This is a genomic window from Marinobacter sp. (assembly GCF_041686475.1).
Taxonomy (GTDB): domain Bacteria; phylum Pseudomonadota; class Gammaproteobacteria; order Pseudomonadales; family Oleiphilaceae; genus Marinobacter.
The window spans coordinates 1-14,770 of sequence record NZ_JAWLDU010000017.1 but is presented as its reverse complement, the minus strand read 5'-3'; the positions used below and the strand labels follow the sequence as shown (position 1 = coordinate 14,770).

Annotated in this window: 13 protein-coding genes; 6 read left to right on the top strand and 7 right to left on the bottom strand. The window is 58.0% G+C overall.

Features of this window, described 5'->3' with window-relative positions; translation table 11 throughout:
* Positions 1–590: phosphoribosylamine--glycine ligase (locus ACESMB_RS05930; RefSeq protein ID WP_372971110.1), on the top strand; the 590-nt coding region annotated here is incomplete at its 5' end.
* A gap of 66 nt (positions 591–656) precedes the next feature.
* Here ACESMB_RS05930 and ACESMB_RS05925 read toward each other — a convergent pair.
* Both ACESMB_RS05925 and ACESMB_RS05920 read right to left on the bottom strand, forming a co-directional pair.
* Positions 657–1,088, bottom strand: a complete 432-nt coding sequence (locus ACESMB_RS05925) for an acyl-CoA thioesterase (protein ID WP_372971109.1) — start codon at positions 1,086–1,088, stop codon at positions 657–659.
* Between the two features lie 24 nt (positions 1,089–1,112).
* Positions 1,113–2,243 (bottom strand): zinc-dependent alcohol dehydrogenase family protein, encoded by a 1,131-nt coding sequence (locus ACESMB_RS05920; RefSeq protein ID WP_372926263.1) that lies wholly within the window; start codon positions 2,241–2,243, stop codon positions 1,113–1,115.
* A 184-nt stretch (positions 2,244–2,427) separates the two neighbouring features.
* Between ACESMB_RS05920 and ACESMB_RS05915 the strand changes: the two genes are divergently transcribed.
* From ACESMB_RS05915 to ACESMB_RS05900, 4 genes are all read left to right on the top strand, one after another.
* Positions 2,428–4,611, top strand: a complete 2,184-nt coding sequence (locus ACESMB_RS05915; protein WP_372971108.1) for a TonB-dependent receptor family protein — start codon at positions 2,428–2,430, stop codon at positions 4,609–4,611.
* Between the two features lie 143 nt (positions 4,612–4,754).
* A complete protein-coding gene (locus tag ACESMB_RS05910; RefSeq protein WP_372926260.1) occupies positions 4,755–5,690 on the top strand; it encodes an alpha/beta fold hydrolase in 936 nt (311 codons plus the stop codon).
* 39 nt (positions 5,691–5,729) lie between these two features.
* A complete protein-coding gene (locus ACESMB_RS05905; RefSeq protein ID WP_372926259.1) occupies positions 5,730–7,301 on the top strand; it encodes a cation:proton antiporter in 1,572 nt (523 codons plus the stop codon).
* A gap of 32 nt (positions 7,302–7,333) precedes the next feature.
* On the top strand, positions 7,334–7,942 hold the full coding sequence (locus tag ACESMB_RS05900) for a methyltransferase domain-containing protein (protein ID WP_372926258.1): 609 nt from the start codon (positions 7,334–7,336) through the stop codon (positions 7,940–7,942).
* A gap of 27 nt (positions 7,943–7,969) precedes the next feature.
* Here ACESMB_RS05900 and ACESMB_RS05895 read toward each other — a convergent pair whose 3' ends face one another.
* The 5 genes from ACESMB_RS05895 to ACESMB_RS05875 all read right to left on the bottom strand — a co-directional run bounded on the left by ACESMB_RS05895 (position 7,970) and on the right by ACESMB_RS05875 (position 14,165).
* Positions 7,970–8,713 (bottom strand): putative 4-mercaptohistidine N1-methyltransferase, encoded by a 744-nt coding sequence (locus tag ACESMB_RS05895; protein WP_372926257.1) that lies wholly within the window; start codon positions 8,711–8,713, stop codon positions 7,970–7,972.
* A gap of 24 nt (positions 8,714–8,737) precedes the next feature.
* Positions 8,738–10,081 (bottom strand): selenoneine synthase SenA, encoded by a 1,344-nt coding sequence (gene senA, locus ACESMB_RS05890; protein WP_372926256.1) that lies wholly within the window; start codon positions 10,079–10,081, stop codon positions 8,738–8,740.
* A gap of 1 nt (position 10,082) precedes the next feature.
* Positions 10,083–11,162: a serine hydrolase gene (locus tag ACESMB_RS05885; protein ID WP_372971107.1), complete on the bottom strand. Its 1,080-nt coding sequence runs from the start codon at positions 11,160–11,162 to the stop codon at positions 10,083–10,085.
* A complete protein-coding gene (locus tag ACESMB_RS05880) occupies positions 11,123–12,247 on the bottom strand; it encodes a heparan-alpha-glucosaminide N-acetyltransferase domain-containing protein (protein WP_372926254.1) in 1,125 nt (374 codons plus the stop codon). Before ACESMB_RS05880 ends, ACESMB_RS05885 begins: the two co-directional genes overlap by 40 nt.
* Before the next feature lie 103 nt (positions 12,248–12,350).
* The gene (locus tag ACESMB_RS05875; RefSeq protein ID WP_372926253.1) at positions 12,351–14,165 is read right to left on the bottom strand and encodes an SLC13 family permease; all 1,815 of its coding nucleotides are present in this window, start codon (positions 14,163–14,165) and stop codon (positions 12,351–12,353) included.
* A 113-nt stretch (positions 14,166–14,278) separates the two neighbouring features.
* On the opposite strand from ACESMB_RS05875, the gene ACESMB_RS05870 reads away from it, so the two are divergent.
* Positions 14,279–14,770 (top strand): acyl-CoA thioesterase, encoded by a 492-nt coding sequence (locus tag ACESMB_RS05870; RefSeq protein ID WP_372926252.1) that lies wholly within the window; start codon positions 14,279–14,281, stop codon positions 14,768–14,770.

The following is a 14,770-nucleotide window of genomic DNA, read 5'->3' as shown; positions in this document are numbered from 1 at the left end:
CGCCGGTGGTCACACCTGATATCCACAAGCGCATCATGGATGAGGTTATCTATCCCACTGTTCGCGGCATGGCAGCCGAAGGCCACCCCTACAAAGGCTTTCTCTACGCTGGCCTGATGATCGACAGCCAGGGTGCCGCCAAGGTGATCGAATTCAACTGCCGCTTTGGCGATCCGGAAACCCAGCCCATCATGCTGCGCATGAAGTCGGACCTGGTGGAGCTTTGCGGTGCCGCAATCGATGGCAGGCTTGACCAGTGCCGCTCGGACTGGGACGAGCGTCCCGCCGTGGGTATTGTGCTGGCTGCAGGTGGCTACCCCGGCAGCTACAACAAGGGGGATGCTATCGCTGGTCTGCCTGAAACCGAAACCGACGGTGAGAAAGTGTTCCATGCGGGAACCCGGCTCAACGGCGAGCAGGTTCTTACCAATGGCGGCCGCGTGCTGTGTGCCACTGCCCTCGGACAAACCGTTACTGAGGCCCAGCAGCGCGCCTACAGGGTGGCTGCAACTATCCAGTGGGAGGGTGTCTTCTATCGCAAGGATATCGCTTACCGCGCCATTGCCCGGGAAAGTTCGGCCAGTAGTTAACGGCGGGATACCACCATAAAAGCCCGGTCGCGCCGGGCTTTTTCACGTTCGATACCCGGGGACGGGTCAGGTAACCAGGATACGCTCAAGCGCCTCACGAATGTTCCTGGGAATCGCAACCGCACGGTCCTGTTCACGGTCTACAAACACGTGGACGACCTGACCAACCGCAGCCGGCTCGCCATCGCCAGTTTTGAACAGGCCGAGTTCGTAGGTTACCGAACTGTTTCCAATCCTGACTACTCTGAGCCCGCCTTCCAGTGCGTCCGGATAAGCCACCGGTTTCTTGAATTCGCAGTTGGAGCTGACCACGTATCCGACCACAGGGGCATCATTGATATCCAGCCCTCCCACCTCGATCAGGTACCGGTTGATGGTGGTGTCAAAGTAGGAGTAATAGGTCACGTTATTCACATGCCCGTAGATATCATTATCCATCCATCGGGTGGTGATAGGGTACAGGACATCGAAGTCACCTCGTTCCACAGATTTCTCCATTCAGTAGCTTTATTGCAACATGGCCTAATTGAACAGCACTACCTGACGAACAGCCCTACCGGACGCCAGTTTCTCGAACCCTTCATTGATATCGTCCAGTGTCAGGGTATCGCTCAGTAATCTGTCCACAGGCAGCTTGCCCTGGCGGAACAGGCTGACATAACGGGCAAGGTCGCGTACCGGCACGCAACTGCCCACATAGCTACCCTTGAGCGTCCGTTCCTCCGCTACCAGGCTGACCTGCTGGATCGACACTTTCCTTTCCGGATGGGCCAGGCCACCGGTGACTGTGGTTCCGCCACGGCGGGTGATCTGATAGGCGAATTCCAGTGCTTTTTCAGACCCGGCCATTTCAATCGCGCAGTCGACACCGGCGTTGGTCAATGCCTTGATCTTATCGATGCACCCTTCTTCACCGGAATTAAAAACCTGGGTGGCACCCAGCTCTTTGGCCAATGTCAGTTTGCTGTCATCCAGATCAATGGCAATCACTTCACCGGCGCCAGCCACCAGGGCTCCCAGCACACTGTTCAGACCAACGCCACCGAGGCCGATGACGGCAACTGTCTGCCCCGCCTTGATATCTGCCGAGTTAATCGCGGCCCCCACACCCGTCAATACGGCGCAACCGAAAAGCGCAGCGTGATGAAGGGGAAGATCGGCATCAACCTTAACCAGCGAATCCCGTGACACCACCGCGTAATCCGCAAAAGCCGATACCCCCAGATGATGGTTGACCGGGGTGCCATCTGCCCGGTGTAGCCGGTGCGCACCACTGACCAGAGTACCGGCATTGTTGGTTTTCGCTGCCGGCTCACACAGGGCCGGGCGCCCTTCCGCACAAGGGGCACAGTGGCCACAACTGGGCACAAATACCGCAACCACATGATCGCCGGCCTTCAGGTCGCGGACGCCATTGCCAACGCTCTCGACGATACCGGCCGCCTCGTGGCCAAGCGCCATGGGTACAGGCCGGGGTCGGTTGCCGTCGATAACGGAAAGATCAGAGTGGCACAGGCCGGCGGCCTTGATCCGGACCAGAACTTCATTGTCACCAGCTGGAGACAGTTCCAGCTCTTCAATCACTAACGGCTGGGTGTCCTGATATGGGCGCTCCGCCCCTATGGCTTGCAAAACTGCGGCTCGAATCTTCATAGGGACAACCTCACGGTGACTGTTATTGGCAAATGGTAACCAGAATAGATGCTTTGATGGATTTCACAAACACTCACACCAACGCCAAAACATTTGAATTTAAATGATAAGTTTTACTTGTTGTTAATGATTATCATTTGTATAGTTGCCCTCTCGTATGAACACGCTGTAACAGGAGAGCAACATGCCAACACCATTTTCCCGTAATCTGCTTGCCCTGGCGGTCATATCCGCCTCGGTGCCTGCCATGGCCCAGGAGCAGAGCCTGGACGAACTCGTCATTATTGGGGATGAAGCCTCGGCTTCGTCGCTGCCGGGTTCCGCCCACGTGGTATCCGACGAAGAGCTGGACACCATGAAATACACGGATGTACACCAGGTCGTACGTGAGGTGCCCGGTGTATACTTTCAGGAGGAAGATGGCTATGGCCTGCGCCCCAACATTGGTATTCGCGGCTCCGGCAGCGGCCGTAGTAGCAAAGTAACGCTGATGGAAGACGGGGTGCTGATGGCACCGGCACCCTACGCCGCGCCTGCGGCCTATTACTTTCCGTCATTCGGGCGTATGGGCGGCGTGGAAGTACTGAAGGGCCCCGACCTGTTGCGTTACGGACCGCAGACCGTTGGTGGCGCCATCAACTTCCGCTCGACTCCCATTCCCCAGCAAGCCTCCGGTAACGTCACGACGGAGATCGCCGAAGATAGCAGCAAGCGGATACACGCCTGGTACGGCGCCAGCCGCGAACAGGTGGGCTTTGTGGTGGAAACCCACCAGCAGGAAACCGACGGCTTTAAAGATATCCGTGATTCCGACCGGGAAACCGGGTTCGACAAGCAGGACTTCGTAGCCAAGTTGCGTCTGAACAGCCCCCTCAGTGCCGACGTTTATCATCAGCTGGATCTCAAGGTGGATTACAGCGAAGAGCTGAGCAACGAAACCTACCTCGGGCTGACCGACGAGGACTTTGACGCTGACCCAAACCAGCGATACTTTGCCTCCGAGCGCGACAATATGGACACCAAGCGCAACGGCTATATGGCACGTCACCTGGTGGAGTTGAATAAAGACTTGACCCTTACCACCACCGCTTATCGCAATGAATTTCAACGCAACTGGTACAAAGCCGCCGGCCTGGGTGGGTTGATTGACGACGCCAATGGCGGCGATGTGACGGCTCAGGCTCAGCTTCGGGGCGAGGCGGATCTTGAGTTCGATATCAAGAACAACAACCGCGAATACGTCTCCCAGGGCCTGGATTTCAAGGCGGACTGGAACACTGAACTGGCTGGTATGAGCCACGCCCTTACCTTCGGCACCCGCTTCCACGATGATGAAGTGGACCGTTTCCAGCCTGTTGATACCTACGAACAGGTTGTATCCAATGGTCGTCCAACCCTGGAGTTCCAGTCTTCGACCCTGACCACGGGCATTGGATCCGGCAATAACCGTGTTGAGGAGGCCGAAGCCTGGAGCAGCTTTATTGCTGACCGGATCGATGTAAATGATCGCCTCACAGTTACCACCCTGCTGCGCTACGAGGATATCGAAACCAAGCAGACCCGCTATGCCGATCAGGCCAGGACCACCGTCGACGGCGAGCGTAACAACGACACCGCCGAGTGGCTCCCGGGCGTTGGCGCCACCTACGACCTGGACGGCGGCGTTACCCTGCTTGGCGGCGTGCACCGCGGTATGGCACCGGCGAGCCCCAGCAGCGTAGACAACGTTGAGCCTGAAATCAGCGTCAACTACGAACTGGGCACCCGCTTCAGCCGGGGCGCAACTCGCGCCGAGCTGATCGGTTTCTACAGCGACTACTCCAACACCGTCGAAAACTGCTCGGTTGCCACCCCCTGCTCCAACGACGCCACCACCGGCTCTTTCAGCCAGGGTGAATCCCGGGTGCAGGGTATCGAGGCGCTGATCGGCCACGAATTTGCTCTGGCCAACGGCGTCAGCGTACCGGTTGAAGCCAACTGGACCTTCACCGACGGCGAGATCACCGAAACGGCGGACGATGGCAACGTGCTGAATGGTGACAACCTGACCTACCTGCCAGAGCACGTCGCCAATGTGCGCGCCGGCCTGCGCCAGGGAGACCAGTGGGATGTCTACGCCAACGTCGGTTTCGTCGACAGCATGTGCATTGACAATACCTGCGAACGCGGCGGGGACAATACCTTCAGCGAGACCGAGTCCCTGACGGTTGTGGATCTGTCCGGCAGCTACGCACTGACATCCAACGCCCGCATGTTTGCCAAAGTAGCCAACGTGTTTGACGATCAGAAGATTGTGGCACGCTCTCCTGACGGTGCCCGCCCCAATCTGCCACGCACCGGCTACGTGGGTGTCAGTGTCGATTTCTGATGTCTGAAAGGGCCAAGTCCCGTTGCTCAACGATTTAACTCAGCAATCCTTCGACCCGGTCCTTGACCGGGTCTTTTTTTGAGGTAGTGTAAACGCTTCCGCAAACGGTCGTTTGAACCACTTCCGCATGGAGCATGCCCTGAATGAAAGCAAGTCCCGCTCTTCCCGTGATCGCGTTGCTGATCAGCACCCTGTTTCTCAGCGCCTGTTCCAGACACAGCCTCTACGAGACTGCCATCAGCTGGGAGCGTTCCGGAGCAGGGCTTGAGGCATCCTCGGTTCGGGTAAGCGAGATGACCATCGCGTACCTGAGCAATGTGGAACCGGTGGACGGCGAAACCATCGTGCTCGTCCACGGCTTTGGCGCCAACAAGGACAACTGGACCCGGCTGGCGCGGGAACTGACCAATGACTTCAACGTCTACGCCATTGACCTGCCAGGCCATGGCGACAGCAGCAAGGCGCTGGACCTGGGCTACCGCTTCGAGGACCAGGTGGGCCATGTATCGAAAATACTTTCGGCCCTGGAGATCGACGAGGCCCATATGATGGGCAACTCCATGGGTGGCGCCATTACCGCGCTTTACGCAGCTACCTATCCGGAACAGGTCCGTTCCGCGGTACTGTTCGACCCCGCCGGTATCTTCGAACACGACAGCGAACTGGTGGACCTGGTGATGGACGGCGACAACCCGCTGATACCTGCCAAGGAGGGAGACTTCAAGCGCCTCATCGACTTCGCTCTGGAGAAAAAACCCTTCGTACCGTGGCCCATCTATGACGTCATGGAAGAAAAGGCCATCGCCAACCGTGAAGTCAATGAAGTGATCTTTACCGCCATCCGGGATACAGGATTCGAACCGGATTTCCGCAATGCCATCACCCGTATCGAAGCCCCCGTTCTGGTTGTCTGGGGCAAGGAAGACCGGGTGATCAACTACCGCAATGCCGAAGTGTTCGTTGACAGGATTCCCGACGCACGGATGGTGTTATTGGAGGGTATAGGCCACGCGCCGATGGTGGAGGTGCCGGAAGAATCCGCACAACTGTTCCGTGAGTTTCTGGCTGAAACGAGGTAGCCTTGCACTAGCCCTGTTTTACCAATCGTGAAGTAACCCATGCCTGAAGCCATCTGGATTTCATTTGCCTTTGCCCTCGGCCTTCTGGTCAAGGCTATCGGACTGCCTCCCCTGGTCGGCTATCTTGCCGCCGGTTTTGTACTCAGCGGCCTTGCAGCAGCCACCAACATCGCCGTTGAAGCAACCGATGTGCTTGAGCACATCGCGCATCTGGGCGTGCTTTTACTGCTGTTTACCGTCGGCCTGAAACTGAAACTCCGCTCCATTGTCAGCCCCGAGGTCATTGGCGGAAGTCTGCTGCATTTTGGTATCACCTGCACAGTATTTACGCCCGGTCTCTATCTGCTTATGGAGCTGGATTGGCAAACCGCTTTCCTTCTGGCCATTGCCCTGTCCTTTTCCAGTACGGTACTGGCTGCCAAGGTCCTGGAATCCAAGCGGGAGTTGAGAGCGTTCCACGGCCGTGTCGCCATCGGCATTCTGATCATGCAGGATCTGATCGCACTGGTGGTGATGAGCCTGGCCGCCGGCCAGACGCCGTCCCAGTGGGCACTGATCGTGTTCGGCCTGCCTTTGCTCAGGCCCGTGCTGTTCAAGCTGCTGGATGCCAGTGGTCACGACGAACTGCTTGTTCTCCTGGGGCTGCTGCTGGCCCTGGTCGTTGGGGGCCTGGGGTTCGAAGCCGTAGGGCTGAGTTCCGAGCTTGGTGCCCTGGTATTCGGCGCCATGCTGGCTAATCATCCGCGGTCCCAGGAACTGGCGAAGTCTCTCTGGAGTGTGAAAGAGGTTTTCCTCGTAGGCTTCTTTTTACAGATCGGTATTGGCGGATTGCCTGACGGCCAGGCCCTGGTGTTTGCCCTGGTTGCAGCGGTCGTCCTGCCACTTAAAGGGATATTGTTCTTCTTCCTGCTGATACTGTTCCGGCTCCGTGCCCGCAGCAGCTTTCTAAGTGCCCTGTCGCTGACCAATTACAGCGAGTTCGGCCTCATTGTCGCCAGCGTTGCATTGCCGGAGTGGCTCATTCCACTGGCGATAACGGTGTCGCTGTCCTTCGTGATTTCAGCCCCGCTCAATCGCTATGCCCACAGTCTCTATGAACGCTGGTCCGGGTCCCTGGTGGGATTCGAAAGCCACACTCATCATCCCGACGAACAGCCTATCTCTCTGGGCAGCACCAGGGTAATGGTGATGGGCATGGGACGGACCGGCACCGCTGCTTATGACTGGCTGCGCCAGTCCGAACCGGAGTTGATCGGGCTGGACTCAGACCCGGCAAAAACCCAGAAACACCAGAATGAAGGCCGCAACGTCGTCTTCGCTGATGCCGAGGACAACACCTTCTGGCAAGGCCTTTACATGCCCGAGCTGCAGGCTGTTATCCTCGCCATGAACGACATAGAGGGCAAGCTCATCGCGGCCCGAATGCTGCGCCGCAAAGGGTTTACCGGCTATATCGTGGCTCACACAATGTACGCTGATGAAGCCAGGCAAATCTGTCAGGCAGGCGCCGACGAGGCCTATCTCACCATGAGCGAAACCGGCGTGGCGCTGGCGAGCCATCTCAGGGATCAACGGCCCGCTCTGCCGGCAGAAATCCAGGGGACAACCTGATGTACGAACCCATGGGGTCCGGAGAAAACACCATGACCCAGATGACCTCCCTGCATGAGGAGCGTCTGGATTTCGTATTCCGTACCATCAAGGCAACCGGAGCCAGGCGTGTACTGGATCTGGGCTGTGGTTCAGGATCGTTGCTGTACCGGTTACTGGCAGACAGCCAGTTTGACCAGGTGACCGGGCTGGAAGATTCCGGAGTTTCCCTGCAACAGGCCCGTTCCGTTCTGGCGGACTACCTGAATGAGCAGCCGCCCCGTATTCAGCTGGTAAGAGGATCCTACGCTGAGAGCAATCCTGCAATGGCAGGTTTTGAAGCGGCTGCGATGGTGGAAACCATTGAGCATGTCCGTCCGGAACAGCTCTCACGGGTCGAACGGGCGGTGTTCGGTGAATACCGGCCCGGCTGCCTGTTCATGACCACACCCAACCGGGAATACAACCCGCTGTTCGATCTGGCGCCGGGAGAATTCCGCGAAGAAGACCACAAATTCGAGTGGGACCGGCGGAAGTTCCAGCGCTGGGCCCGGGGTGTGGCGGACCGCACGGGCTACGAAGTCCGATTTGGTGGCATCGGGGAGTTTGTCCCCGATCTTGGTCATCCCACCCAGACTGCTCTCTTTACCCGCAGGGACTGATCGCCACCTGCTGGAGCTTCTGGTGCTTTAGCGAAACCTGCGCCAGGCACTGAGTTCAGCAATGGTATGCTGGAACTTGCGGCGGGTTTCCCGAATCACGAAGGGCACATCCTGCGGTGGCTGGATTTCTTCAAAGTGATGGGACAGGATCTCCCGCATTCCGTCCAGCACCGTGCGTGGCTGGCCGTTACGCTCGAATCCACCGACCCAGTTGGCTCTTGGAGTAAACTCCTCCAGCAGCGTGTAGGGCGAACTGATTACCAGGGTGCCACCCTCGGCCAGGCGCCGGTGGATATCAGCCAGGAATGCCCCCGGGTCCTGGAGCCGGTCGATCAGGTTGCCGGCAAAAATCAGGTCATAGTCCCGGTGTTCCTCTCCCAACTCGCACGCATCGCCAGTGGCAAAGGAGACCCGCTCGGCAGCTCTCGCCAGGCCAAGATCTTCGAGGCTTGCGGTGACCCGTGCCCCCAATTCGCCTTCATCCCGGCGAAAATAGTCGATTTCTCCATCCTGCCTCAGGTTATGTGCTGCATCCACAAAGCTCTTGGACAGATCCACACCGGTCACCTGGTCGAACACCCTGCCAAGCTCGAACGCCGTGCGGCCAACCGCACACCCCAGATCCAGGGCCTTGCGTTTATCCCGTCCGGCCATCAGTTCCTGGCAGATGCCGGCACAGCGGGCCGGATAGTTGCCGACACCGAAGTAACTCTCGCCGAAGTGGAACCCCAGGTACTGGCCCAGCAGTTCGTCGGTTTCATAAACATTCATGGCTGATCCTCAGCGGTTATCCTGTCAGGTTTTCGGGAGCGCGCAGGTGCGGAACCCGGTATAGACATCGTTTCTCTGGGCCAGGTAGGCCTGGCGATAGGTCCCTCGGATAAGACTGGGGGAGGTGGCGCAACTGCCACCCCGGGTAACCTTGTGATCCCCGAACTGCAGCGTCGACATGAACGGATACATGTCGATTTTGAAGCCGTCATAGGGGAAAAACTGGCTGCTGGTCCATTCCCACACGCTGCCGATCATCTGGCGGCAGCCAAACGGGCTGTCCCCCGCGGGAAAATCCTGCACCGGATGTCGGGCCATGGCCCGGCCCCCCATATCGGCGAGCTCCGGGCCCACCGGGTTGTTGCCCCATGGGAACCGCTGGAACGGTTCCCCGGCCCGGTTACCGAGGGCGGCAACTTCCCACTCGTATTCTGTGGGCAAACGGCGGCCCGCCCAGTTGCACCAGGCCTCTGCTTCCCAATAGGAAACATGGCATGCCGGTGCTTCCGGATTCAGCGGCAACCACTGGTCGTGGAATTTCTCCTGCCACTGGCCGTCGTGCCAGCGCCAGTAAAGCGGGTGCTTTGGTTCCTGCGGCACAGGTTCGGAACTGCCGTGAACCAGCGAGACATCGGTCTCTGTCTGCAGCCACTTACGTCCACCAAAAGACCAGAGTTCCGGACGCCGGTATCCGCCATCGTCCACAAACGCCATGAATTCTTCGTTGGACACCGGCAGCCGGGAAATCGAGAAAGCCTCCAGCTCCACCTCGAACCGAGGTTTCTCATTGTCGAAGGCAAAATCCGAAGTGGCGTAATCCGCGGACTCACCGGGCATCCCGATCAGCCACCGACCAGCTGGTATGGCGGCATCTCCTTCAATCCGGTCTCCGGGGGCAACCCGTTCGTCGGTGTAATCCGGCGCCGGTGGGTAACCCACGGTCTGCCGGCACCAGATCAGGGACTCGATGTGCATGTTCTGGTGAAAGATGGCGTAGCGATACAGATACAGATCCTCGTCCGTGAGCGGTTTCCGGCTGATTCGCTCGGCCACCCGGTCATAGATGGTATCGAAATAGGCCAGGGTTTCTTCGCGCCCGGGAAATAACTCCCGGCACCAGCGGTCGCGATGCTCTACATGAAAAGAGTCCCAGAGATCGTCCATGGCCGGATTGTAGCTGGGTGTGCCATCCAGCAGATTGAACACGAACACTTCGTAGAAAAAAGCAGCATGCCCCATTTCCCACAACGGCGGGTTAACCCCGGGGTGGTAAGGCACGTCCAGTTTTTCTTCCGGCAACGAAGTAATCAGCGCCCGGGTTCGTTGCCGGGCGGTTTCCAGTTCTGCCAAAAGGGTTGTCTTGTCCACGCTAGTCGTCTCCAAATACGCCGGTATCGGTTACAGCTTCACCAACCTGCCTGAATGCCTTTTCGGAGGCGCCCAGATCCGCTGTGTTCCTGCCACAGGCAGCGATGATGACGCCCGGATGGTCGCCCGCCATAGCCAGGCCTATATTACAGGCTCTTCGATGCTGGGTACCGGTTTTATGGGCAAAACTGACATGCTCGGGCAGCCCTGCCTGGATACGGTTATCACCCGTTTCAATCTTCTCCAGTAACGACAAGATGTGACGGTGGCTGGTCTCACTCAGCACCTGATTTGTCGCAAGCGCTTCAAACACTCTGCTGAAGTCATCCAGCCTGCCGGAATTGAGCCCCGAATCATAGTAGCGGTCAAATGCCGCATCCAGATCCGGCACCTGGAAATCACCGGGTTCCACATCCAGCACTTTGGCCAGTGCCTGTACCCGGTTGCTGCCGGCACCTGCTTTCTTGATGGTAAACATGTCGTCGCTCGAAAGATCCATCGCCCGTTCGTGAAAACGGCTGTAGGCATACCGGCGAACATCAGCCAACGACGTTATCTCACCGATCCCGCCCTCAGTAATTGCGGCAATCAGATCATTAACCGCATCCTTACCGACCACACGGATCAAGACGTCCGTTGCGGTATTGTCGCTGTGAATCAACATCTGTTCGAACAGATACCGGACAGTGACTTTATCACCGGGTGATTTCCAGTTGGTTTCACCCGCGCCATCCACAAAGTCGGTCGATTCCAGCTCCACCTCGGTGTCCAGTGTCAGCTCCTTACGATCAACCGCCTCCATCACAGCCATTGCAACCGGCACCTTGATGGTGGAGGCCAGATACCAGGACTCATCCGCACGCAGGCTGACTGTCCGATTACTTTCAAGGTCATGAACAAACACGCCGAGCTCTCCGGGATATTCGTCGTCAATTGATTGCAGGCTATGCCTGAGATCCGCCTGCCAATCTTCTGCAGCAGCAGACATGGCGAAAAGCGACATCAGCAGGACCACGCCAACCAGTGCAAAGGGCGTGCTTCTCATCGAACGGAACGAATCCACGCCGTCAGTTTGATCCATAAGGCAGTTCCAATGATCAGTCCGAAAGTGAGTGTCAGGGCATAATCATAGGAAATACTGTGCCAGTATCCGAGCAGATAACGAAAGACCACAAAGATGACGGATATGTGAAAAATAAACGCGGCCTTGGCATCACTGCCTATGATGGTTATCGGTTTCAGCACTCTCGCAAGGGAGTTGCCTCCCACGAGCGCGACCCCAAGGATGGCCAGCGCTCCTGCCATGCTGAATACCATGAAAGTCAGTTCCGGCGGGTGCTTGCCATCATTCATTGCGATGGCATACAGCGTGTCGTAGACATCTGGCAAGCCGAGCCAGAAGAACACACCGAACAGCAACACCGAGAGCGCCAGCAAGCCTCCGCCGAGAGTCATCCTTCGCTTCAGGCATGGATGGCAGAACAGAATAAGCTCACCCAGCAATAATCCCAGCAGGATCAGCGGCCCACGGGACAACTGCCCCCAGGTATAAAGCTCGTCATGCTCCACCAGGATAGCTCTCAGGGAGGCATTGCCCCAGAAGCCAAAGCGGGAAGCCAACAGTTCTGCTGCCAGAGCGAGCAGCACCGGGCTTGCAACACGAAGCCATAACGGCATTCGCACCCACAATGAAAGGAAGAACGGTACCCAGATCAGTGCGATGGCATAGAACCCGAGTATTTCCACGAAGGAAGGAAATGTCTGGTACAGCAGCGCATCAATAATCTGCTCCGGCTCGGCCAGCTGGAACATCTCGACCACGGTGAGCACCTTGTACCAGAAAAAAATGGTAACGCCGGCCAGTAGCAGTTTAAGCCGTTTTCGCGGCCACGATTCCTTACCAACATGAGGAAGGAACGCAACGGCCAGAGCGATACCAAACACCATGATGAACAGGGTAGAAGAGAACTTGGTAAGAGCATGGACCGGCACCATGCCCCACCCAGGGATTTGCTCGAAATCCAACAGCCCCTTGATGCCGTGGCTGAGAATCATCAGTGTGACGGCAACACCCCTGGCAAAGTCGATGGCATCAACGCGGCCGTCGACAGGCGCTGTCGTCGGCTTACCGCGCCACCAATGGTCTCCGAACACAGCTACTGACACGTCAACTCCATGGAATCAGGGGGCGACAAACGCCCGTGGTCTCCCGAATACGACAACAACCTGGCAGATGGATGATCCCCGAGCATCAATTCCGGCCGTCCGATCATCCCCACACCAGCAGAATCATCGGCACCGCAACAACGGTCACCAGGATCGACAGGGGCACCCCTAACCGCCAGTAATCACCGAACTGGTATCCACCGGGCTCCATCACCAGAGCATTGGACTGGTGGCCGATAGGCGTCAGGAACGCACAGGATGCACCCACCGCCACCGCCATCAGCACCGCATCGGAAGCCATACCCAGGTCTGCCGACAGGCTCAGGGCAATGGGCGCAACCAGTATCGCCGCTGCTGCGTTGTTCACCACATTGGAAAGCAGCATGGTTCCCACCAGCACCATCACCAATACCCACGCCGGAGCAAGGCCACCGCCAAACGCCAGCATCTGGCCGGCGATCAGTTCGGCACCCCCGGTGGTTTCAAGTGCCTGACCCACCGGGATCATTGCCGCCAGCAACACGATCACCGACCAGTCGATGGCTTTGTAGGCACCGGGGGCATCAATCAGTTTCGTCAACACCATGGCGACCCCCGCCGCTACCAGCGCAACCGGCGCCGATAGCCAGCCACTGACAATGGCAATAATACTGGCCAGAAAGATGCCTCCGGCCAGGACGGTTTTGCGGGGTGATCCGAGGCGGAGACCGCGTTCTGCCAGCGGCAGACAACCGAGGCCGGAAAGCGTGCTGGCCAGGGTGTCTTCCTCTCCCTGTATCAGCAGAATGTCACCGGCATTGAAGCGGATATCACCGAGGCGCCGCTTGAGTCGCTGCCCCTGCCTCGCCACTGCAACAATGTTAATTCCATGGCGCTCGCGGAGGTTGAGCCGGTTTGCGGTCTGCCCCACCAGGGAAGAGTCGGCAGTGATAACAGCTTCCGTCAGCTGCACATCGCCTTCTTTGAGTTCCTTCTTGTGGTTCCTGGTCGCCTGTTCATCCTTTTCGGTTTCCGAATCCTCTTCCTCACTGCTGCCAAGCTCCAGCCCGGTATTGTCCAGGAACGCCTGGAGACTCTCAGTATCCGATTCCACCAGCAGCAGGTCGTTCTCTTTGAGAACCCTGTATGTCGACGGGGCCAGCTGGCGTTTGTCGTCACGAATCAGCGCCAGCACTATTACGTCCTTGTTTTCGCCACTGTCCGCAAGCAGGTTGTGCAGGGTAGCACCGGCGTAGGAGGAGCCTTCCGGCACCTTCAGCTCGGTCAGATAGTCGCCAACGCTGAACAGCTTGTCGTCCTCACCGCTGTCACTGCCTCGCTTCGGAGTCAGACGCCAGCCCACCAGGGTAATAAAGGCAATCCCGGCAAGGGTGATGGCTGCGCCGACCGGTGCAAAATCAAATAATCCGAACGAACTCGCGCCCTCCCGATAACTGGCAATGATGATGTTTGGAGGCGTGCCGATCAGCGTCATGGTTCCACCCAGCAGTGAACCGAAAGCCAGAGGCATCAGCAGCAAAGAGGGTGATCGCCCCGACTCCCGCGACATCCACACAGCCACCGGCATCAACAGTGCCAGAGCCCCCACGTTGTTGATAAATCCGGAACAGAGCGCAACCACACCGGTCAGGGTGAGAATCTGCAGTGTCGGGCGATGGCCCACCTTGCCCAGCAACTGCGCGATCTGATCCACCACGCCACCGTTTACCAGTCCCTGACTGACCACAAGAACCGCTGCAACTGTGACCACGGCCGGGTGTCCGAACCCCGCAAACAGCTCCTCGGTGGGCAGCAGCCCGGTAATGGCGATGGCCAGCAGCGCCAGCATGGCGACCACATCAAACCGCAACCGGTTCCAGACAAACAGCACCAGCGTCGCTGCCAGTATGGCGAATACAATTCCCTGATCTGTCGTCAATGCGCCCGGCCCCCGTTATCCCTGTTCATGACCTCCATATCCGTGCAACATATCCTAATTACAGCTGACATTATCCACAACGATATCCTTTGACACTCTTGCGGAGCTATACAATGCCAGACAGACCCAACAGGCCGGTGTCGGCATCCGCCATCGACAACCATGTCTACAAGGTTTTCCCGAATGACATGAACTCACACCAGACGGTGTTCGGCGGCATGATCATGGCCAAGTGCGACCGCCTGGCCCTGGTGGTTGCAGAAAGACACTCCGGCCATGTATGCGTGACCGCAGCGGTGGACTCCATTCACTTCCGCGCCCCCGCCAAAGGCAACGACACCCTGCTGTTCCACCTGGCCCTTAACCGCAGTTGGGGATCCTCCATGGAGATCGGCGCACGGGTGGAAGCTGAAAACAGCTACACCGGCGAGTGCCGTCATATACTGTCGGCATTTTTCACCTTCGTGGCGCTGGATGGTAACGACAACCCGGTCGATGTGCCCGCAGTGACACCGGAAACGGAGGCTCAGCAACGCCGTTTCAACAACGCGGAGATTCGCCGGGATGGCCGGCTGCAAACGCGCAAGAAGCTCAACGAGCCCTGA